We start from the raw sequence: 19,918 nt of genomic DNA, 5'->3' as shown, positions 1-19,918 counted from the left end.
GCGTGAGCCCCGTTTTCGACGTTTCCGGTTCGGATGAGCGCGACCCCGCCATCGAGGCGGCGCATGCTGCCGTCGGCGAGGGCAAACTCGTCGTCCTGCCCACCGACACGGTGTACGGCGTCGGCGCCGACCCCTTCAACCCTGACGGCGTCGCGGCGCTGCTCGCGGCGAAGGGGCGTGGGCGCGACAAGCCGCCGGCCGTCCTCGTGCCGAACCCGGCGACGGTCGAGGGCCTCGCGATGAACGTGCCGTCCTACGCGCGTCGCCTCATGGAGCGCTTCTGGCCGGGCGGGCTGACGTTGATCTTCCGTGCGCAGCCGTCGCTCATGTGGGATCTGGGTGACACGAACGGCACGGTCGGGTTGCGCATGCCCGATCACGAGATCGCGCTCGAACTGCTGCAGACGACGGGGCCGCTCGCGGTCAGCTCGGCGAACCGCACGGGCCAGCCGCCGGTCACGACGATCACGGAGGCCGGTTTCGCGTTCGGCCCGGCGGTCGAGGTCTATCTCGACGGGGGAACGTGCGACGACGGGTTGCCCAGCACGATCCTCGACTGCACCAAGCCCGACCCCGTCATGCTGCGCCGCGGCACGATCACTCCGGCACAGCTGCGTGAGGTGCTCGGGCCCATCAGCCTGCTCGACTCGACGGGTGCGCCGCTGTCCGAGACACCCCAGGATGCCCCGGAAACGGACAACCCGCAGCAGCATGAGTCGGCCTCGAACCCCGCGCCCGAGTCGACCGACGACGAGCGCACGGCCGAACGTCAGCGTCTCGAGGCCATGGGAGCTCGCGCGCGGGCGGGCGAGGCGACGCAGGCCATCCCTCTCGGCGGCATCGGTGCGGAACCGCCGTTCGAGCCCGAGAGCGTGACGAGCGTGGAGCTTCCTGGCCGCCCGGGCGAGCAGAACCACTAAGGTTGCGAGCATGACGACCCCGTTCTACGGCTCCGACTACGCCGCCCTCGAATCCTTCGACCCCGACATCGCCGGTGTCCTCATCTCCGAGCTCGACCGCCTGCGCGGCGGCCTGCAGCTCATCGCGAGTGAGAACATGTCCAGCCCGGCCGTCCTCACCGCGCTCGGTTCGACGCTGAGCAACAAGTACGCCGAGGGTTACCCCGGCCGTCGCTACTACGGTGGCTGCGCCGAGGTCGACAAGGCCGAGACGGTCGCCATCGAGCGTGCGAAGGCGCTGTTCGACGCCGAGCACGCCAACGTCCAGCCCCACTCGGGTGCTTCGGCGAACCAGGCCGTGTACGGCGCGTTCATGAACCCCGGTGACACGATCCTCGCGATGAGCCTGCCCATGGGCGGCCACCTCACGCACGGCACGAAGGTGTCGTTCTCGGGCAAGTGGTTCAACGCCGTCGGCTACGGCGTCGACCCCGAGACGGAGGACATCGACTACGACGAGGTCGAGCATCTCGCCAAGGAGCACAAGCCGAAGGTCATCCTCGCGGGCGGCTCCGCCATCCCGCGTCTCATCGACTTCGAGCGCTTCCGCGCCATCGCCGACGAGGTCGGCGCGATCTTCTGGGTCGACGCGGCTCACTTCATCGGTCTCGTCGCCGGCAAGGCGATTCCGTCGCCGGTGCCGCACGCCGACGTCGTCTCGTTCACGACGCACAAGGTGCTGCGCGGCCCCCGCTCGGGCGCCATCGTCTGCAAGGAAGAGCACGCGAAGGCGATCGACAAGGCCGTCTTCCCGATGATGCAGGGTGGCCCGCAGATGCACACGATCGCGGCGAAGGCCGTGAACTTCAAGGAGTGCGCGACGCCCGAGTACCAGCAGTACGCGAAGGACGTCATCGCCAACTCGCAGCGTCTCGCCGAGGGGCTCAAGGCCAAGGGCATCCGTCCGACGACGGGCGGCACCGACACGCACCTGTCGCTGCTCGATCTGCGTGACGTCGACGTCACCGGCGCTGACGCCGAACTGCGCTGCGACGTCGCGGGCATCACACTCAACAAGAACGCGATCCCGTTCGACCCGCAGAAGCCGAACATCGCCTCGGGCATCCGGGTCGGCACCCCGTCCGTCACGACGCAGGGCATGGGCCTTGCCGAGATGGACGTCATCGCCGACGTCATCCACCGCGCCGTCACCGAGACGGACGGCACGCCCGAGCACCCCGTCGCGCAGGAGATCCGCGAGCAGGTCACCGATCTCGTCACGCGTTTCCCCGCTTACGCCCGCTGAAATCTGACCGCCTGCCGTGCGTGAGTACGTCCTCATCAGCGTCGTCGCTGCGATCGTCACGTTCGTGATGACGCCGCTCGCACGGTGGTCGGCAGTTCGCTTCGGTGCGGTGACGCAGGTGCGTGCGCGTGACGTGCACGCCCTGCCGATCCCGCGGCTCGGGGGAGTGGCGCTGTTCGTCGGCTTCCTCGCCGCCGTCGGTGTCGCCTCGCGGCTGCCGTACCTGTCGCACGTGTTCGACAGTCGCGAAGCCATCGGCACGACGATCGCCGCGGCCATGATGTGCGGGCTCGGCGCGTGGGACGACTTCGCGGAGCTCAACTGGGCCATCAAGTTCGGTGGTCAGGCGCTCGCGGCCTGCGTCCTCGTCGTCTCGGGCGTGCAGTTTCTCTTCCTGCCGCTGGGGGAGCAGACCGTCCTGCCGACGCCGGTGCTCGTCGTGCTGTCGGTGCTCGTCATTCTCGTCATCGTCAACGCCGTGAACTGGGTTGACGGTCTCGACGGTCTCGCAGCCGGCATGGTGGGCATCGCCTCGTTCTCATTCTTCGTCTACGCCTACCAACAGGCCGTGCAGTGGGGCGACAAGTCGGTGTTCACGACGTCAGCCTTCATCGCGGCGGCGACGGTGGGTGTCTGCGTCGGCTTCCTGCCGCACAACTTTCATCCGGCGCGGTTGTTCATGGGGGACGCCGGCTCGTTGCTCCTCGGCACGCTCATCGCGGCCGCCACGATCTCGTTCGCCGGCAACCTCGACCCGGCGGCCGTCTCCGGTTCGGGTGACGCCTCCGTCGCGTTCCTGCTCCCGCTGCTCGTGCCCCTCGCGATCCTCGCGGTGCCGCTGTGGGATTTCGCCGCGGCCATCGTGCGTCGCCTGCGCTCCGGGCAGAAACCGTGGGAGGCGGACGGTCGCCACCTGCACCACCGCATGCTGAAGATCGGGCACACGCACCGCGCGGCCGTGCTCATCCTCTACCTGTGGTCGATCGGCATCGCCCTCGGCCTCGTCTCGATGGCGTACTGGCCCGTCGAGCGCTCGCTCGCCGCCCTCACGGGGCTGACGGTCCTCGCCTTCGCGCTGACGTGGGGGCTGCCCCGTTGGCGACGCCGCAAGGCCTTGTGATAGTTTTCACAAGCAGGTTCAGGTGATGGATTCACCCTGGTGACGAGCCCGAACCCGACGACGTGATCCCCGCGCCAAAGCAGATTGTGAGCCCTTCCTCCATGGACTCCGCCTCCACCTCGCACCCGGTGACCAACGTGTCGCCGTTTGCTGCGATGCTGCGGGATTCGCTCGTGCCGAGTGCCGCAGTGGGCGTCGTCTGCGCGGTCGTGTTCGCGGTGCTCAACGGCGTGGCCGGGGGAGTGTCGTCACTGTTCGCCACGGTTCTCGCCCTCGCCTTCTTCGCGAGCGGTCTGCTTGTCCTTCGTACGCTGCGCACGCTCAGCCCGGTCGCCATCATGGCTGCGGCGATGGCGGTCTTCTTCGCCCAGGTGATCGTGCTCGGTGTCGTCCTCGTCCTCGCGACGAAGGTCGAATCCCTCGACGGGCCTGCAACGGGCATCACCGTCGCCATCGTGGTCGTGGCCTGGCAGATCTTCCAGGTGCGCTCATTCATGCGGACGCGGCAGTACGTCTACGACCCGGACGCGTCAGGCGCTTCGACGACGAGCGGCGGCTCCCAGTGAACCGCGGCACAGCGTCGGGTAGGATACGCAGTGTCTCCGGCGTGCACCTCGAGCCGCCGACCAGCCCGAGAGGGCAGGGGCGGTGCCACTGCAACAGACACACTGAACTTTTTTGCTGGATGCTGACTGAGGAGAATTTGTGAGCTTCATCGCGGGCGCTGCCCTGGTTGCCGACGGGGAGTCGTTCAAGTCCCCGGGCACGAGCGATTTCTGGTGGCCCCTGATCGGTGGCGACAGCAACTGGGCCATCACGCGCCCCGCCGTGGTCCTCCTCGTGTCGGCGCTGCTCATCGGCTGGTTCTTCGTCAGCGTGACAGGCAAGAAGCTCTCGGTCGTGCCCAGCAAGCGCCAGTTCATGGCCGAGGGCGTCTACGGCTTCGTGCGCAACACGATCGGCCGCGACATCATCGGCTCGAAGGACTTCCTGCGCTTTCTGCCGCTGCTGCTGACCTGCTTCACCCTGATCCTGTTCAACAACGTGGCCGGCATCATCCCCTTCATCCAGTACCCGAGCACGGGTCGCATCGCGTTCCCGATCGTCCTCACGGTCATCGTGTACATCACGTACCACGTCGCGGCGGTCAAGGCGAAGGGTGGCTTCGGCAAGTACATGGGCTCGCTCATCCCCCCGGGCCTGCCGGGGTGGCTCAAGCCGATCATGTTCGTGCTCGAGTTCCTCACCTACTTCATCATCCGCCCGCTGACGCTCGCGCTGCGACTCTTCGGCAACATGATGGCCGGACACCTCATGCTCCTCGTATTCATCGTCGGCGGTGAGTACCTCCTCCTGCACGGCGGCAACATCGGCCTCAATGGAGCTGGCGTCCTCTCGTTCGCGGCTGCCATCGTGATGACCTTCTTCGAGCTGCTCATCGAGTTCCTGCAGGCCTTCATCTTCACCATGCTTGCCGCCCTGTACATCGCAGACGCGGTCTCCGATCACCACTGATCGGCACTCTGTACCCCTTCTGAACCTCAGCGACACCGGGAACAGGTCCCGGTGCCACTCGAAAGGAAAAGCACATGACCGGCAACATCGGTAACCTCGCGTTCCTCGGCTACGGCCTTGCTGCGATCGGCCCCGGCATCGGTATCGGTCTGATCTTCGCCGCCTACATCAACGGTGTGGCGCGTCAGCCCGAGGCTCGCAACATGCTGCAGACCATCGCCTTCACCGGCATGGCCCTCACCGAGGCCCTCGCCATCCTTGGTCTGGTCTTCGCGTTCGTCTTCAAGGGCTGAGCTCTTTCCTCGAACTGACCAGTCCCCCCAACAGATAGGAAGCCAAGGTGTTCCTCGCATCTGAAGGTGCAGGTTGGCCGGAGAAGCTGCCGCTGCTCCCGCACCCCGCCGAGATGATCATCGGGCTCATCGCCTTCGCGATCCTGTACTGGCTGTACAAGACGAAGGTCGTTCCGAACATGGAGCGCATGTACGCGGAGCGTACGGCGTCCATCGAGGGCGGCATCGCCAAGGCGGAGGAGGCCCAGAAGGAGGCCGCCGCCGCCAAGCAGCAGTACGAGTCGCAGCTCGCCGACGCGCGTGCTGAGGCGGCCAAGATCCGCGAGGACGCCCGCGCCCAGGGTGCGGCCATCATCGCGGAGAGCCGTGAGCAGGCCGGCGCCGAAGCCGCCCGCATCACCGAGAACGCGACGAAGCAGATCGCGGCCGAGCGTCAGCAGGCCTTTGTCCAGCTGCGCAGCGAGCTCGGTGGCCTGTCCACCGAGCTCGCCAGCCGCATCGTCGGTGAGTCGCTGCACGACGAAGCCCGTCAGAAGGGCATCGTCGACCGGTTCCTCGCCGAGCTCGAGGCGGGCAGAATCCGTCCCGAGTCCGCCACCGCCGGCTCCGAGGCCGCCGCCTCGAGCGCAGGCAGCACGCGGGTCGAAGCCTGATGCAGGGTTCGTCGAGGACGGCTCTCTCCGCGGCCCGGCAGGTGCTCAACGGCACCCTGTCCGGCCCCGGTGACCCGATGAACACGGCTCGTGAGCTCTTCGCGGTCGTCGACGTCATCGATTCCAACGCGACGCTGCGTCGCGCGCTGGGTGACCCGTCGCGCGAGAGCGAGGCCAAGCGTGGCCTTGTCCAGCGTCTGTTCAGCGGCAAGATCGGCTACGACGCGATGGCGGTCGTGACGGCTGTCGCCGGTGAACGCTGGTCGAGCGAGCGCGACCTCAGTGACGCTCTGGAGCGTCTTGCGGTCGAGGCCGCCACCGCTTCGGCGGAGAAGGCCGGTCGCGCGGATGCTTTCGAGAACGAGCTGTTCCGCTTCGAGCGGACCGTCGCTTCCGACGCGGGCCTCAGGGATGCCCTGTCCGACCGCTCTCGCAGCGGTGCGGACAAGGCCGGGCTCGTCGCCCGTCTGCTCGAGGGCAAGGTCGCCCCCGAGACGGCGCTGCTCGCCACTCGCGCCGCAGGCTCCCCCCGTGGGCGCGGTTTCGAGCGGGCCATCGAGGAGTTCCTCGAGGGCGTGGCCGGGCGCCGCGGCCAGTCGAGCGCGATCGTCACGAGTGCGGTCGAGCTGACCCCGGAGCAGAACGAGCGGCTGCGCGCGGCTCTGACGAAGATGTACGGCAAGCCCGTGCAGACGAACGTCGTCATCGACCCCTCGGTCGTCGGCGGCATCAAGGTGGCTGTCGGTGACGACGTCATCGACGGAACGATCGCGCGTCGCCTCGACGAGGCCCGCGCGCACCTGTCCGGCTGATCGACGCCCAAAGAATTGCCGCATCCGCGGCCCTGAGCCAAGAAGCACGGCGCCCGATGCGGGCCCATGACAAGGAGTGATGATGACGGAGCTTTCGATCCGTCCGGAGGAGATCCGGGATGCACTGAACGGTTACGTTCAGTCCTACGAGCCCGGCGCGGCCTCCCGTGAAGAGGTCGGCCGCGTCGTCGATGCCGCTGACGGCATCGCACACGTCGAGGGTCTTCCCTCGGCCATGACCAACGAGCTGCTTCAGTTCGAAGACGGCACGCTCGGTATCGCCCAGAACCTCGACGTCCACGAGATCGGCGTCGTCATCCTGGGTGAGTTCGGCGGCATCGAAGAGGGCCAGAGCGTCAAGCGCACGGGCGAGGTCCTCTCGGTTCCCGTCGGTGACGCGTTCATGGGCCGCGTCGTCAACCCGCTCGGTCAGCCGATCGACGGCCTGGGTGACATCGAGGCCGAAGGCCGTCGCGCCCTCGAGCTGCAGGCGCCCACCGTCGTCCAGCGCAAGTCGGTCCACGAACCGCTCATGACGGGCATCAAGGCGATCGACGCCATGACGCCGGTCGGTCGCGGTCAGCGTCAGCTGATCATCGGTGACCGCAAGACGGGCAAGACGACGATCGCCACCGACACGATCATCAACCAGAAGCAGAACTGGGAGACGGGTGACCCGTCGAAGCAGGTTCGCTGCATCTACGTCGCCGTCGGTCAGAAGAACTCGACCGTCGCCGAGGTCCGCGCCACGCTCGAAGAGGCCGGCGCGATGGAGTACACGACGATCGTCAACGCTCCGGCGGGTGACGCGGCGGGCTTCAAGTACCTTGCTCCGTTCACCGGCTCGGCGATCGGCCAGCACTGGATGTACCAGGGCAAGCACGTCCTCATCGTGTTCGACGACCTGAGCAAGCAGGCCGAGGCCTACCGCGCCATGTCGCTGCTGCTGCGCCGCCCGCCGGGCCGCGAGGCCTACCCCGGTGACGTGTTTTACTTGCACTCGCGTCTGCTCGAGCGTTGCGCGAAGCTGTCGGACGACCTGGGTGCCGGTTCGATGACGGGCCTGCCGATCATCGAGACGAAGGCCGGCGACGTCTCGGCCTACATCCCGACGAACGTCATCTCGATCACGGACGGCCAGATCTTCCTCCAGGCCGACCTGTTCAACGCCAACCAGCGCCCGGCTGTCGACGTGGGTATCTCTGTGTCGCGTGTCGGTGGTGCGGCCATGACGAAGGCCATGAAGGCCGTCACCGGTTCGATCAAGGTCGACCTCGCACAGTTCCGCGAGATGCAGGCGTTCGCCATGTTCGCCTCCGACCTCGACGCCGCGTCGCGCCGTCAGCTCGCTCGCGGTGAGCGTCTCATGGAGATGTTCAAGCAGCCGCAGAACAGCCCGTACCCGGTCGAGGACCAGGTCGCGTCGCTGTGGGCCGGTACGACGGGCAAGTTCGACGACGTCAAGACCGAGGACGTGCAGCGCTTCGAGGCCGAGTGGCTCGAGTACATGCACCGCAACCACGGTGAGTTCATGATGGCGATCCGCGAGAGCGGCAAGCTGGCCGACGACGGCAAGGACGTCTTCGCCGGTGCGATGGACGACTTCCGCAAGCAGTTCCAGGCGTCGTCCGACCACGGTGGTGAGGGTTCCGAGCAGTTCGACGAGATCGCTGCGGACCACATCAACCAGGAGAAGATCACCAAGCACAAGCCGTGATCTTCGTGATCGCACCTCGGCGGGTGTGACGAGCACCCGCCGAGGTCGGCCGCCAGGTCGACACCACCACCCAAGCCAGCACCAGTACAGAGAGGCGGAAAGCTATGGGAGCGCAGCAGCGGGTCTACCGCCAGCGCATCCGGTCCGTCCAGGCGACCAAGAAGATCACGCGCGCGATGGAGCTCATCGCTGCCTCGCGCGTGGTCAAGGCGCGCGAGGCCGTCGCGAAGTCGACGCCCTACGCCGTGGCCCTGACCCGAGCCGTCTCCTCGGTCGCGTCCTCCACGTCGGACATCGACCACGCACTGACGACGGAGCGCGAGAACGTCAAGCGCGCCGGCGTCCTCATCGTCACGGCTGACCGCGGCCTCGCCGGCTCGTACTCGGTCAACGCGATGAAGGAAGCCCAGCAGCTCATCACCAAGCTCGAGCACGAGGGCAAGGAGGTCGTCCCCTACCTCGTCGGCCGCAAGGGCGTGAGCTACTACAAGTTCCGCCGTCGCGAGTACGAGGCAGAGTGGACGGGCTTCACCGACAGCCCCAAGTTCGAGAACGCCGAGGAGATCGGTGAGCGTCTGACCGCCGACTTCCATGCCGGTGCCGAGGGTGGCGGGGTCGACGAACTGCACGTCGTCTACACCGAGTTCCAGTCGATGGTGACGCAGCAGGCCCGCGTCATCCGTCTGCTGCCGCTCGAGGTGGCCGAGGGTCAGCTCGACCTCGACGGCGACGGCAAGCCCGACGGACCGCTTCCGCTCTACGACTTCGAGCCGAACGCCGAGGGCGTGCTCGATGCGCTGCTGCCGAAGTACGTCACGGCTCGCATCTTCAACGCGCTCCTGCAGTCGGCCGCTTCCGAGCTCGCTGCCCGCCAGCGCGCGATGAAGTCCGCCACGGACAACGCGACCGAACTCATCAAGACCTACACCCGACTGGCCAACCAGGCCCGTCAGGCCGAGATTACGCAAGAGATCAGCGAGATCGTGGGTGGCGCCAGCGCCCTCGCCGATGCCAGCTGACCGCCTTCACGTAAAGGAATCCTCATGACTGCCACCATCAACGAAAGCGCAACCGCGGCCCCGGCCGCGGGCGGCGTGGGCCGCGTCTCGCGCGTCATCGGCCCGGTCGTCGACGTCGAGTTCTCGGCCGACACGATGCCGGAGGTCTACAACCTCCTGACGCTCGAGGTCTCGCTCAACGGCGAGCAGAAGAACATCAACCTCGAGGTCGCCCAGCACATCGGTGACTGGATGGTTCGCGCCATCTCGCTGCAGCCGACGGACGGCATCGTCCGCGGCTCCGAGGTGCGCGACTCCGGCGGGCCGATCTCCGTACCGGTCGGCGACGTCACCCTCGGCCACGTCTTCAACGCGACGGGTGACTGCCTCGACCTCGAAGAGGGCGAGCAGCTCGAGGTCAAGGAGCGCTGGGGTATCCACCGTACGGCGCCCGCGTTCGACCAGCTCGAGTCCAAGACGACGATGTTCGAGACGGGCATCAAGGTCATCGACCTGCTGACCCCGTACGTCCAGGGCGGAAAGATCGGCCTGTTCGGTGGTGCCGGTGTCGGCAAGACCGTTCTGATCCAGGAGATGATCGCTCGAGTCGCTCGCAACCACGGTGGTGTGTCCGTGTTCGCCGGTGTCGGTGAGCGCACCCGTGAGGGCAACGACCTCATGGTCGAGATGGAAGAGGCCGGCGTCCTCGGCCAGACCGCGCTCGTGTTCGGCCAGATGGACGAGCCGCCGGGAACGCGTCTTCGCGTCGCCCTGTCGGCGCTGACGATGGCGGAGTACTTCCGCGACGTGCAGAAGCAGGACGTGCTGCTGTTCATCGACAACATCTTCCGCTTCACGCAGGCCGGTTCCGAGGTCTCCACGCTGCTCGGCCGCATGCCGTCCGCCGTGGGTTACCAGCCGACGCTGGCCGACGAGATGGGTGTGCTCCAGGAGCGCATCACCTCGACGCGTGGTCACTCGATCACGTCGATGCAGGCCATCTACGTGCCGGCTGACGACTACACCGACCCGGCCCCGGCGACGACGTTTGCGCACCTCGACGCGACGACCGAGCTCTCGCGTGACATCGCGTCGATGGGTATCTACCCGGCCGTGGACCCGCTGACGTCGACGTCGCGCATCCTCGACCCGCGTTACATCTCGAAGGAGCACTACGAGACGGCGGTTCGCATCAAGTCGATCCTGCAGCGCAACAAGGAACTGCAGGACATCATCGCGATCCTCGGTATCGACGAGCTCTCCGAAGAGGACAAGATCCTCGTCAACCGCGCTCGCCGCATCCAGCGCTTCCTGTCGCAGAACACCTACGTCGCCAAGCAGTTCACCGGCATCGAGGGTTCGACGGTGTCGCTGCAGGACTCGATCGAGGCCTTCACGAAGATCGCGGACGGCGACTACGACCACGTCCCCGAGCAGGCCTTCTTCATGTGTGGTGGCCTCGACGACGTCGAGCGTCAGGCCGCGGAGCTGGCCAAGCAGGACTGATTTGCGCGCCGCGGCGGGGATGACCCGAGGCGGCGAGTGAGAACGACGAAGGGCTGGGGGTTTTCGACCCCCGGCCCTTCGTCGTGCATCGTGAGCAGGGCGCGTCGTTGAGTCGCGGCGCGCAGGAATGAGGAGCAGGGATGGATCTGGGTCTGAAGTGGCGGGTGCGTGAGGACGACCTCACGCGCGGTGACGCGGTCGTCGCGCCGGACGAGCGCTTGGCGTGGCCGAAGACGATCGGCATCGGCATGCAGCACGTCGTCGCGATGTTCGGTGCGACGTTCCTCGTGCCGCTGCTGACGGGCTTCCCGCCGTCGACGACGCTGTTCTTCTCCGGCGTCGGCACGGTCGTCTTCCTGCTGCTGACGGCGGGGCGCGTGCCGAGCTACCTCGGCTCGTCGTTCGCGTTCATCGCGCCGCTGACGGCCGCGACGAAGGCGCACGACATGGCGACGGCGCTGGGCGGCGTCGTCATGGCGGGCCTGGCTCTGGCGCTCGTCGGGCTCGTCGTCCAGGTCGCCGGCGACGGCTGGTTGCGTGCGCTCATGCCGCCGGTCGTCACGGGCACGATCGTCGCGCTCATCGGCCTCAACCTCGCGCCTGCGGCCAAGGGCAACTTCATGAAGGCGCCTGTGACGGCGCTCGTCACCCTGGTCGTCATCCTCGCGGTGACGGTGCTCGCGAAGGGGCTGCTCGGGCGCCTCAGCATCCTCATCGGTGTGCTCACCGGGTATCTCGTCGCGTGCCTGCGCAGTGAGGTCGACTTCGACGCCGTGGATTCCGCCGCCTGGATCGGACTGCCGCACTTCGCGTCGCCGTCGTTCTCGTGGTCGGTCGTCGGGCTGTTCGTGCCGGTCGTGCTCGTGCTGATCGCGGAGAACATCGGCCACGTGAAGTCGGTCGCGCAGATGACGGACCGCAACCTCGACGACGTCTCGGGGCGTGCGCTGCTCGGTGACGGCCTCGCCACGACGCTCGCCGGCTTCGGTGGCGGCTCGGGCACGACGACGTATGCCGAGAACATCGGCGTCATGGCGGCGACGAAGGTGTATTCGACGGCGGCCTACTGGGTCGCGGCCATCACAGCGATCGGGCTGTCGTTCCTGCCGAAGTTCGGCGCGATCATCTCGACGATCCCGCCCGGCGTCCTCGGGGGAGCGGCGACGGTCCTCTACGGCATGATCGGCATGCTCGGCGTGCGCATCTGGATGGAGAACCGCGTCGACTTCGCCAACCCCGTCAACCTCATGACGGCTGCGGTCGCGCTCATCGTCGGCATCGCCGACTACACGTGGACGATCGGTGACGTCGCCTTTGCCGGCATCGCCCTCGGTACCTTCGCCGCGGTCGTCGTGTTCCACCTCATGCGCGCCGGGGCGCGGGTTTCGGGGGCGCTCGCCGATCCGCTCGCGCCGCTGCCGCACGAAGGTGCGTCCGTCGCGGGCGCGTCGGCCGAGGCCGACGCGCACGCGGACGGGCGTCGCTGACGACCCCTGTCACACGGGCGTGCACACCCACCGGGTGGGCCGCGCGCCCCGGCCCGATTCGCCCGCTATCATGGGGGAAATCACCGACTCGAAGAGGAAGCCCGCATGAGCACCCTGAACGTCAAGTTCGTCGCTGCCGACCGTGAGGTCTGGGAGGGCGAGGCGAGCCGCCTGATCGCACGGACCACCGAAGGCGAGATCGGCATCCTGCCGGGTCATCAGCCGATCCTGTCCGTCCTCGTCGAGGGCGACGTCGTCGTCGTGCCCGCGCAGGGCGAGCGCCGTACGGTCAAGATCGACGGCGGATTCCTCTCCGTCGACAAGGACGTGGTGACGGTCGTCGCTCAGCACGTCGAGATGGCCGGGGTCTGAGGCGGTTTCGAACCATGGATTCAGCGATGACGGCCGGCGAGATCACTCTCGCGCTGGCCGCCATCGTGGTCTTGCTGGCTCTGGCGGCGATGGTGCTTCGCACGCGCGCCATCGGCCGCGACGGCAACCTCGCCGTCATGGCGGTTCGCTACCCCGGCGCGTCGTGGCGCACCGGGATGGTGCGGTACCGCCACGATCGTCTCGAGTGGTTCTCGTTCCGCTCGATGACGATGTCGCCGCGGCGCACCTGGGCGCGCGGCGACTTCTTCCTCGGTTCGCGCGCTCAGCTCGCGGACGGTGACCGCCCGGCGGCCCTGTCGGGTGACGCGGTGAGCGTCGACGTGCGCTGCGGTGAAGAGGCCTTCACCATCGCCATGGCGCCCGGTGACTACACCGCGATGCGCTCGTGGAGCGAGTCCGCACCGCCCGGATTGCACGCGGACGCCCTGGTCTGAGACCCCCGTCCGGCGTCTCTGACGGTCGACGCCCCGCCCAGCGGCATTGCTTTCGCGACCTCGACCGCCGCGATGGTCGGGTTTGGCACGGAGAGCGCGCCTCCTTCCCAAGGCCGCCCTGTCGGCCGCATCCCACGTCTGGAGCGGGCTGGGGCTCAGCGCCCCCCGCCGGGCTGCCACAACACGTCGCCCGGGCCTTGGGCGTTGGCGTAGCGCGCGAACACGAACAGGGCGTCCGAGAGCCGGTTGAGGTACCTGGCCGTCAGCGGGTTGACGCCGCCGGGACGCTCGTCGTCGGGCTCGGCGCTCTCGCTCCCGTGGGCGTCGATGGCCGCCCAGCAGGCACGCTCGGCGCGCCGCACGACCGTCCGCGCGAGGTGGAGATAGGCCGCCGCCTGAGTGCCGCCGGCGAGGACGAAGGAACGCAGCGTCGGCAGGTCGGCACCGAACTCGTCGCAGGCGGTCTCGAGTTCGTCGATCCACTCCTGCTGGACGCGCAGGGGAGGGTGCGCGGGCTGTGTCACGAGGGGTGTCGACAGGTCGGCGCCGACGTCGAACAGGTCGTTCTGGATGCGCAGGAGCACTGGGCGCAGCCGCTCAGGCAGATCGGGGGCACACGTGAGCGCGAGGCCGAGCGCGACGCCCGCCTCGTCCGTGTCGGCGTAGGCGACGAGGCGCGGGTCGTTCTTCGACGTCCGGCTGAAGTCGCCGAGGCCCGTGCTCCCGTCGTCACCGGTGCGGGTGTAGATCGTGCTGAGAACCACCATGCCCCCACTGTTTCACGTACGCCCGATGGGAGGCGTTCAGACCGTGACCACTTCGTTACGCCGTGCGGCGAACGTTCACCCGGCGCCGTGCGTCTTTACCAATGACGGCACCCGCCGGAGGCGACGCCTCCACGCCGGGTGGGGCGCGCGACGCGCCGGCCGTCCACGAACAGCTCGGCCCGCACGGGCGAGTGACGAGGGGGGCGATCATGGCCGAGACGACGAGGCGCACGCACGCGTCGCGCTCCGAGACACTCGCGACGGGTGCGCACCTCGTCATCGACCACCCCGTCCCCGGGCGGGAGATCATCATCAACGGCCCCGTCAGCGCACGCACGAGCGACCGCGTCCGCACGGCATTGCACACCGCACTGGCGGGCGGTGACGGCGACCTCGTCGTCCACCTGGCCAACGCGCAGGTGTGGGATGCGGCCGGGCTGGGCGTCATGGTCGGCGCGCATCACCGGGCCGAGCGTCGGCGGCGTCGCCTCGTCGTCGCCGATGCCTCGCCGCGTCTGTGCCGTTTGCTCGCAGGCACCCGCCTCGACCGGGTCATGAACGTCTCCGGCGCCTGCGGCTACGTCCCGCTGGCGCGCACTGCCTGACGCGCACGGCCTGACGCGTGGCGAAGGCACGACGCACGCGTGCGCCCAGCCTCGCGACCTGAGCACCCCCGAACCTCGAGGCGGATCAGAACAACCGGCGCTCGGAGTCGTCGATGCCCTTGAGCGCGTCGTAGTCGAGCACGACGCAGCGGATGCCGCGATCCTCCGCGAGCGTGCGGGCCTGCGGTTTGATCGTCTGGGCGGCGAAGACGCCGCTGACGGGGGCGATGTGCGGGTCGCGGTTGAGTAGTTCGAGGTAGCGCGTCAGTTGCTCGACTCCGTCGATCGTGCCGTGGCGCTTGAGTTCGACGGCGACGGTGGCTCCGCCCGAGTCCTTGCACATGATGTCGACCGGCCCGATCGCCGTCATGTATTCGCGCCGCATCAACGTGTAGCCCTCACCGAGGGTCTCGATGTGCTGTGCGAGCAGCTTCTGCAGCTGCGCCTCGACGCCGTCCTTGACGAGGCCCGGGTCGACGCCGAGGTCATGGGCCGAGTCGTGATGGACGGTGTGCAACCGGATGCGCAGCCGGTCGTCCGACTTGCCGTGCTGCACGAGCCACACGCTCGTCACGCCGTCGGCGACCTCGACGTCCTCGGGTTCGACCTCGGCCATCGTGCACGGCGGCGCCATCCAGTTGAGCGGCTTGTAGGAGCCGCCGTCGGAGTGGACGAGCACCGAGCCGTCGGCCTTGACCATGAGCAGGCGCTTGGCGAGGGGGAGATGGGCCTGCAGGCGTCCCTCGTAGTCGACGCTGCATTCGGCAATCACGATTCGCACCGGACAACCTTACGCGTCGGGCTCCGACTGCCCGGCCAGGACGAAGCAGCTGCCGAGCGTGATGACGAACCCCGCGATGGCCAGCGGCCACGTGCTGCCGCGCACGGCGTCACCGAGCAGGGCGAGGCCGATGGCAGCGGGCACCACCGTCTCGATGGCGAAGGTGATGGCGGCGACGGACGTCGCCTCTCCCGCGTCGAGGGCGAAGCCGTAGGCGGTCATCGCGATGATGCCGTGGGCGATGAGCACCCAGAACGGCCAGCTCGCGATCGTGTGCAGGACGTTGCCGTCCCACGGCAGGATGCGCGCGCCGATCGCGATACCTGCGAATCCGAGCCCCGCGGTGACGGCGAGAAGCGCGCTGTTGCGGGCGCGATACGCCGCGTACCCGAACGGCACCAGGAGGGCCGCGACCACGAGCGCGGCGGGGGCCAGCCAGGTCGGCACCCCGGTGGCGTGACCCTCCTTGGCGCAGACGGCGAGCATGACGAGACCGACGCCGACTCCGACGAGCGCCATGATCTCGCGTCGCGTCAGCTTGGCGTGCAGGACGACGACGGCGAGCACGGCCGTCACCGCGACCGACCCGGCGATGACCGACTGCACGAGGAACAGTGGCAGGGTACGCAGGGCGCCGCTCGAGGCGAGGAAGGCCACGCCGTCGAGCGCGAGGCCGACGCCGTACAGCCAGCCGAAGCGCGCACGGGTGATGAGGTCGGCGCCGTCGGGCGCCTCCCTCATGCGCGCCACGCCAATCGCCTGGACGATCGTCGCTCCGCCGTAGGCGAGGGCGGCGACGAGGGCGCCGAGCAATCCGAAGATCATGAGGTCATCACGCGGTAGATCGTCCCACGAGCGGTTGGTCGTCGCATCTGAAAGACTGGGCGCATGATCAACACAGTGGGTGTCATCGGGCTCGGCACGATGGGTGCCGGCATCGTCGAAGTCTTCGCCAAGGCGGGGCTCAGCGTAATCGCCGTCGACGGTTCGGCGGAGCTCGCCGAGCGCGGCAAGGGGTTCCTCACGAAGTCCCTCGGGCGTGCCGTGAGCAAGGGCAAGCTCTCCGAGAGTGAGCGTGACGAGATCGTCGGCCGTGTCGCGTTCGGCGACGACCTCGCCGCGATGAAGGACGCCGACCTCGTCATCGAGGCGGTGCCGGAGCTGCTCGAGATCAAGACGTCGATCTTCACGACGCTCGACGACATCGTTCGTGACGACTGCGTGCTCGCGACGAACACGTCGTCGCTGTCGATCACCGAGATCGCGAAGTCGACGAAGGAGCCGTCGCGCGTCATCGGCATGCACTTCTTCAACCCGGCGCCGGTGCTGCCGCTCGTCGAGGTCATCCACTCGCTGCTGACGGGCGTGAAGGTCGTCGAGGGCGTCCGCGAACTCGCCGTCCGCCTGGGCAAGAAGCCGGTCGTCGTCGGCGACCGTGCGGGCTTCGTCGCGAACGCGCTGCTCATCGCCTATCTCGCGCGTTCGATCCGCGCCTACGAGACGGGTCTCGCCTCCCGTGAGGACCTCGATGCTGCGATGGCGGCCGGTGTCGGCTTCCCGATGGGCCCGCTGACGCTGTGCGACCTCATCGGCCTCGACGTCGTCCACGAGGTCTGCGGCGTGCTGTACGACGCGACACATGATCCGAGCGTCGCGTCGCCGCCGCTGCTGCGTCAGATGGTGGCGGCCAGCTACCTCGGTCGCAAGAGTGGCAAGGGCTTCTACACGTACGAGGCGGCCGGCTCGGGCACCCTCGTCGCCGACGAGCGCACGCCCGGTGAGAGCAAGGCGCACAGTGGCCGCGTCGGTCTCGTCGGCGAGGGTGAGCTCGTCGACTCGCTCGCCGAGGAGATGTCGTCAGCGGGCCTCGAGCTCGTGCGGGTCACGGCGGCTGACGAGGCGTCGGCGCTCGAGGACGTCACGTTCGTCTTCGCCGTCGACGGCGGCGTCGAGGATGACGGGTGCTGCGGCGGCTCGTGCGCCTGTGGTGACGAGTGCTCGTGCGGTCATGTCGAGGGCGACGTCTCCGAGCACGCGCTGCAGATCGATGAGAAGCCGCTCATGCGCGCCGTGCGCGACGCGATCGGTGACGGCGGCGTCATCGCCACGCTCGGTGAGGGCGCGGCGACGGAGGCCGCGACCGGTGAGCCGTCGCTCGATGCGCGCGTCGTTCCCGTCGTCCTGCGTGAGAAGCAGCGCGCCGGCCAGGTGCTCGAGATCGGCCGCAGCGTCGCCATCGCGGACGACGCGGTCGAGGCCGTTCGCTCGCTCGCCGCGGCTGCGGGTTGGACGCCGGTCGTCGGCAAGGACCGCGCGGGCCTCGTCGTCGACGCGCTGCTCTACCCGCACCTCAACGACGCGGTGAAGATGTTGGACTCGGGCTACGCGAGCGTCGAGGACATCGACACGGCGATGAAGGCCGGCTGCGGTTACCCGAAGGGCCCGTTCGAGTTGCTCGACGAGGCTGGCTACGACGACGTCTCCGGTGTGCTGTCGGAGATGTACTTCGAGGCGGGGGAGACGCACCTCGTGCCGTCGCCGCTGCTGACGGAGCACCTGCTCGCGGAGCGGTCCTTCCGAGGCTGATGCCACGGCGCAACAACAGAGCGCAGGACGAGACGCGCGGCGACGTGAGCCGCGCGTTTCGTCCTGTCGACACGGTGCAGACCTACGCGGGCGGCCAGTGGACGGTGCGGGTCCTGCGCGGTAACGCCGACGGCAAGATCTACACGTGCCCGGGGTGTCAGCAGCAGTTGGCGTCATCGCTGCCGCACGTCGTCGTGTGGCCGAATGATCGGCTGGGTGACGTGACGGATCGTCGTCACTGGCACACGAGTTGCTGGCGAGCGCGAGATCGCCGTCCGCCGCGGGGTTCGTGGCGGTGAGTGTGCGCTCGCGGTCGCATAGGGTCGAGGGCGGACGACGAAGTCCGGGTTTCGTCGTGATCGTCGAGGAGGGGCGTTGAGCCTGCAGGAGATTCGCTCGAACACGGTGCTCGCTGCGCGCCGTCAGGACGTCGAACTGCACACCGCCGACGGGTTGACGCTCGTCGGTGAGTTGGCGCTGCCGCTCGAGCGAGACCCGGTGGCCACGCTCGTCACGCTGCATCCGCTGCCGACGCACGGCGGTTTCATGGACAGCCATGTCTACAAGAAGGCCGCCAACCGGCTGCCGGCGCTCGCGGACATCGCGGTGCTGCGGTTCAACACGCGTGGCACGTCGTCGCCGCGCGGGACGTCGGAGGGTGCGTTCGACTCGGCTGACGGCGAGCGTTTCGACGTCGCCGCCGCCATCGAGTTCGCGGAGTTCCACGAGTCGCCGGCGCTGACCAATCGTTGGCTGGTGGGGTGGAGCTTCGGCACGGATCTGGCGCTCATGCACGGGCTCGATCCGTCGATCGAGGGCGCGATCCTGCTGTCGCCGCCGCTGCGGTGGTCGCAGCCCGAGCACCTGGCGGCGTGGGCCGAATCGCGCAAGCCGGTGACGGCGCTCGTGCCCGAACTGGATGACAACCTGCGCCCCGACGAGGCGCGCGAGCGGTTCGCGGCCATTCCGCAGGCTGACGTCATCGGCGTCGATGGCGCGAAGCACCTGTGGGTGGGGGAGAAGTACGTGCGGCGCGTGCTCGACGAGATCGTGCGCATCGTCGCGCCGTCGAAGCTGCCCGAGGGTGGCCTGCCGACCGAGGTCGACGCTTCGCTCGTGGTCGAGGGCTGAGTTGACACGCAAGCGGTGGGCGCCTCTGTGAGCCCGGGCACCCTTGGTGGCTGTCTCGGACCGGTTGTCGACACTGACGTTCGGCGCCGCGAGGTTTTGCACGTCGTTCTGCTACCCCCTGACCGGGGCATGACCACGTGCAGGGCCACCCCAGCTTGAGTGGTGCAGAAACGACCGTTTGTGCACCAGTTCCCTCGCGGTTGAGCGCGACGTTTTGGCAGGCTTAGAGCCATGCCGGAAACAGAGGAGGCTCTCACCAGGACCGCCTACAACGTTGTGGCCGACGCGTACGCCGACCACTTCCGTACCACCGAAGGCGAACAGCCGATCGACTTGGCCATGATCGACCACTTCGTCGCACTCCTGCACGAGCCTCGCGTGGTCCTGGATGCTGGCTGCGGGGCAGGGCGAATGCTGCCCCATTTGGCTGGGCTCGGATGCCACCCGGAGGGCATCGACCTCTCACCCAACATGGTCCGCAGGGCACGAGCCGACCACCCTGACTTCACCGTCGCCGTGGGGAGCCTGACGCACCTGCCCTACGCAGACGAAGTCTTCGACGGCGTCTTCTCCTGGTACTCCACCATTCACAACCCGGATGTAGACCTCGAAGTCATGGTTGCGGAGATGGCCCGCGTACTGCGCCCGGAAGGGGTGCTGCTCCTCGGTTTCCAGGTGGGACACGGCATGCGCCGGGTAGGTCGCGGATATGCGGCACGCGGCTATGACGTGGTGATGACCAGATACCACCGAAGTGTCGAGAGCCTGACTACTCTCTTGGAGGAGCATGGACTCACGGTGAGCGCTCAACTGGAGCGGTCACCTGTGGGCTCGGAAGAAGACGCGCAAGCCGTGATCATCGCGCAGCGATCTCAGCCCGCCTGAATGGTGTGGCTCAAACGAACGGTTTCGTGG

Annotated in this window: 22 protein-coding genes; 19 read left to right on the top strand and 3 right to left on the bottom strand. The window is 68.0% G+C overall.

Annotated elements, in window-relative coordinates:
* Positions 1–2: 2 nt before the first annotated feature.
* The 14 genes from DYE07_RS04475 to DYE07_RS04410 all read left to right on the top strand — a co-directional run bounded on the left by DYE07_RS04475 (position 3) and on the right by DYE07_RS04410 (position 13,133).
* Complete coding sequence (locus tag DYE07_RS04475) at positions 3–920, top strand: L-threonylcarbamoyladenylate synthase (protein ID WP_062257503.1); 918 nt, start codon at positions 3–5, stop codon at positions 918–920.
* A gap of 10 nt (positions 921–930) precedes the next feature.
* A complete protein-coding gene (gene glyA / locus DYE07_RS04470; protein WP_115296423.1) occupies positions 931–2,205 on the top strand; it encodes a serine hydroxymethyltransferase in 1,275 nt (424 codons plus the stop codon).
* 16 nt (positions 2,206–2,221) lie between these two features.
* Positions 2,222–3,325 (top strand): MraY family glycosyltransferase, encoded by a 1,104-nt coding sequence (locus DYE07_RS04465; protein ID WP_062257499.1) that lies wholly within the window; start codon positions 2,222–2,224, stop codon positions 3,323–3,325.
* A gap of 101 nt (positions 3,326–3,426) precedes the next feature.
* Positions 3,427–3,891: a Cg1360 family ATP-synthase-associated protein gene (locus DYE07_RS04460; RefSeq protein WP_115296422.1), complete on the top strand. Its 465-nt coding sequence runs from the start codon at positions 3,427–3,429 to the stop codon at positions 3,889–3,891.
* 139 nt (positions 3,892–4,030) lie between these two features.
* Positions 4,031–4,840 carry a F0F1 ATP synthase subunit A gene (gene atpB, locus DYE07_RS04455; protein ID WP_006945865.1) on the top strand — a complete coding sequence of 270 codons (810 nt, stop codon included), beginning with the start codon at positions 4,031–4,033 and terminating at the stop codon, positions 4,838–4,840.
* 74 nt (positions 4,841–4,914) lie between these two features.
* Positions 4,915–5,133, top strand: a complete 219-nt coding sequence (gene atpE / locus DYE07_RS04450; RefSeq protein WP_006945976.1) for an ATP synthase F0 subunit C — start codon at positions 4,915–4,917, stop codon at positions 5,131–5,133.
* A 47-nt stretch (positions 5,134–5,180) separates the two neighbouring features.
* Positions 5,181–5,786 carry a F0F1 ATP synthase subunit B gene (locus tag DYE07_RS04445; protein WP_074046545.1) on the top strand — a complete coding sequence of 202 codons (606 nt, stop codon included), beginning with the start codon at positions 5,181–5,183 and terminating at the stop codon, positions 5,784–5,786.
* Positions 5,786–6,598 carry a F0F1 ATP synthase subunit delta gene (locus DYE07_RS04440; protein WP_062256364.1) on the top strand — a complete coding sequence of 271 codons (813 nt, stop codon included), beginning with the start codon at positions 5,786–5,788 and terminating at the stop codon, positions 6,596–6,598. The genes DYE07_RS04445 and DYE07_RS04440 overlap by 1 nt, the downstream gene beginning before the upstream one ends.
* A gap of 82 nt (positions 6,599–6,680) precedes the next feature.
* A complete protein-coding gene (atpA, locus tag DYE07_RS04435; RefSeq protein WP_038570542.1) occupies positions 6,681–8,315 on the top strand; it encodes a F0F1 ATP synthase subunit alpha in 1,635 nt (544 codons plus the stop codon).
* Between the two features lie 104 nt (positions 8,316–8,419).
* Positions 8,420–9,334, top strand: coding sequence for a F0F1 ATP synthase subunit gamma (locus tag DYE07_RS04430; protein ID WP_006946039.1), 915 nt, complete (start codon positions 8,420–8,422; stop codon positions 9,332–9,334).
* 24 nt (positions 9,335–9,358) lie between these two features.
* Entirely contained in the window at positions 9,359–10,819 is a 1,461-nt protein-coding gene (gene atpD, locus DYE07_RS04425) for a F0F1 ATP synthase subunit beta (protein ID WP_062256367.1), read from the top strand.
* Between the two features lie 140 nt (positions 10,820–10,959).
* Positions 10,960–12,306 (top strand): uracil-xanthine permease family protein, encoded by a 1,347-nt coding sequence (locus tag DYE07_RS04420; protein WP_115296421.1) that lies wholly within the window; start codon positions 10,960–10,962, stop codon positions 12,304–12,306.
* 105 nt (positions 12,307–12,411) lie between these two features.
* Positions 12,412–12,678, top strand: a complete 267-nt coding sequence (locus DYE07_RS04415) for a F0F1 ATP synthase subunit epsilon (RefSeq protein ID WP_006945873.1) — start codon at positions 12,412–12,414, stop codon at positions 12,676–12,678.
* A 14-nt stretch (positions 12,679–12,692) separates the two neighbouring features.
* Positions 12,693–13,133, top strand: coding sequence for a DUF2550 family protein (locus tag DYE07_RS04410; protein ID WP_074046541.1), 441 nt, complete (start codon positions 12,693–12,695; stop codon positions 13,131–13,133).
* Between the two features lie 155 nt (positions 13,134–13,288).
* Here DYE07_RS04410 and DYE07_RS04405 read toward each other — a convergent pair whose 3' ends face one another.
* Positions 13,289–13,900, bottom strand: coding sequence for a cob(I)yrinic acid a,c-diamide adenosyltransferase (locus tag DYE07_RS04405; RefSeq protein ID WP_115296420.1), 612 nt, complete (start codon positions 13,898–13,900; stop codon positions 13,289–13,291).
* 101 nt (positions 13,901–14,001) lie between these two features.
* On the opposite strand from DYE07_RS04405, the gene DYE07_RS04400 reads away from it, so the two are divergent.
* Positions 14,002–14,505, top strand: coding sequence for an STAS domain-containing protein (locus tag DYE07_RS04400; RefSeq protein WP_115296419.1), 504 nt, complete (start codon positions 14,002–14,004; stop codon positions 14,503–14,505).
* Between the two features lie 85 nt (positions 14,506–14,590).
* On the opposite strand, the gene nucS is transcribed toward DYE07_RS04400, so the two are convergent.
* Complete coding sequence (gene nucS / locus DYE07_RS04395) at positions 14,591–15,286, bottom strand: endonuclease NucS (RefSeq protein WP_038567383.1); 696 nt, start codon at positions 15,284–15,286, stop codon at positions 14,591–14,593.
* A gap of 9 nt (positions 15,287–15,295) precedes the next feature.
* Positions 15,296–16,111, bottom strand: coding sequence for a hypothetical protein (locus DYE07_RS04390; RefSeq protein ID WP_115296418.1), 816 nt, complete (start codon positions 16,109–16,111; stop codon positions 15,296–15,298).
* Positions 16,112–16,174: 63 nt separating this feature from the next.
* Here DYE07_RS04390 and DYE07_RS04385 point away from each other — a divergent pair, with 63 nt between their 5' ends.
* The 4 genes from DYE07_RS04385 (at position 16,175) to DYE07_RS04370 (ending at position 19,888) form a co-directional block, all read left to right on the top strand.
* Entirely contained in the window at positions 16,175–17,872 is a 1,698-nt protein-coding gene (locus DYE07_RS04385; RefSeq protein WP_115296417.1) for a 3-hydroxybutyryl-CoA dehydrogenase, read from the top strand.
* Positions 17,872–18,171, top strand: coding sequence for an Rv1322 family protein (locus DYE07_RS15480; protein ID WP_006945959.1), 300 nt, complete (start codon positions 17,872–17,874; stop codon positions 18,169–18,171). Before DYE07_RS04385 ends, DYE07_RS15480 begins: the two co-directional genes overlap by 1 nt.
* Positions 18,172–18,247: 76 nt before the next feature.
* Positions 18,248–19,003, top strand: a complete 756-nt coding sequence (locus tag DYE07_RS04375; protein ID WP_006946044.1) for an alpha/beta hydrolase — start codon at positions 18,248–18,250, stop codon at positions 19,001–19,003.
* 231 nt (positions 19,004–19,234) lie between these two features.
* Complete coding sequence (locus DYE07_RS04370) at positions 19,235–19,888, top strand: class I SAM-dependent methyltransferase (RefSeq protein ID WP_115296416.1); 654 nt, start codon at positions 19,235–19,237, stop codon at positions 19,886–19,888.
* Positions 19,889–19,918 lie beyond the last annotated feature (30 nt).

Source organism: Dermacoccus nishinomiyaensis (assembly GCF_900447535.1).
Lineage (GTDB): Bacteria > Actinomycetota > Actinomycetes > Actinomycetales > Dermatophilaceae > Dermacoccus > Dermacoccus nishinomiyaensis.
The sequence above is the reverse complement of the archived record's forward strand: the minus strand, read 5'-3'. Positions and strand labels throughout refer to the sequence as shown.

Bases quoted from the DNA above. Each gene is read 5' to 3' on its own strand.
- DYE07_RS04370 (WP_115296416.1), top strand. From the start codon at position 19,235: ATGCCGGAAACAGAGGAGGCTCTCACCAGGACCGCCTACAACGTTGTG.
- DYE07_RS04460 (WP_115296422.1), top strand. From the start codon at position 3,427: ATGGACTCCGCCTCCACCTCGCACCCGGTGACCAACGTGTCGCCGTTT.
- atpD (WP_062256367.1), top strand. From the start codon at position 9,359: ATGACTGCCACCATCAACGAAAGCGCAACCGCGGCCCCGGCCGCGGGC.
- DYE07_RS04440 (WP_062256364.1), top strand. From the start codon at position 5,786: ATGCAGGGTTCGTCGAGGACGGCTCTCTCCGCGGCCCGGCAGGTGCTC.
- DYE07_RS15480 (WP_006945959.1), top strand. From the start codon at position 17,872: ATGCCACGGCGCAACAACAGAGCGCAGGACGAGACGCGCGGCGACGTG.
- DYE07_RS04400 (WP_115296419.1), top strand. From the start codon at position 14,002: ATGACGGCACCCGCCGGAGGCGACGCCTCCACGCCGGGTGGGGCGCGC.
- atpE (WP_006945976.1), top strand. From the start codon at position 4,915: ATGACCGGCAACATCGGTAACCTCGCGTTCCTCGGCTACGGCCTTGCT.
- DYE07_RS04410 (WP_074046541.1), top strand. From the start codon at position 12,693: ATGGATTCAGCGATGACGGCCGGCGAGATCACTCTCGCGCTGGCCGCC.
- DYE07_RS04415 (WP_006945873.1), top strand. From the start codon at position 12,412: ATGAGCACCCTGAACGTCAAGTTCGTCGCTGCCGACCGTGAGGTCTGG.
- DYE07_RS04405 (WP_115296420.1), bottom strand. From the start codon at position 13,900: ATGGTGGTTCTCAGCACGATCTACACCCGCACCGGTGACGACGGGAGC.
- DYE07_RS04390 (WP_115296418.1), bottom strand. From the start codon at position 16,111: ATGATCTTCGGATTGCTCGGCGCCCTCGTCGCCGCCCTCGCCTACGGC.
- atpA (WP_038570542.1), top strand. From the start codon at position 6,681: ATGACGGAGCTTTCGATCCGTCCGGAGGAGATCCGGGATGCACTGAAC.
- DYE07_RS04385 (WP_115296417.1), top strand. From the start codon at position 16,175: ATGATCAACACAGTGGGTGTCATCGGGCTCGGCACGATGGGTGCCGGC.
- DYE07_RS04430 (WP_006946039.1), top strand. From the start codon at position 8,420: ATGGGAGCGCAGCAGCGGGTCTACCGCCAGCGCATCCGGTCCGTCCAG.
- DYE07_RS04420 (WP_115296421.1), top strand. From the start codon at position 10,960: ATGGATCTGGGTCTGAAGTGGCGGGTGCGTGAGGACGACCTCACGCGC.
- glyA (WP_115296423.1), top strand. From the start codon at position 931: ATGACGACCCCGTTCTACGGCTCCGACTACGCCGCCCTCGAATCCTTC.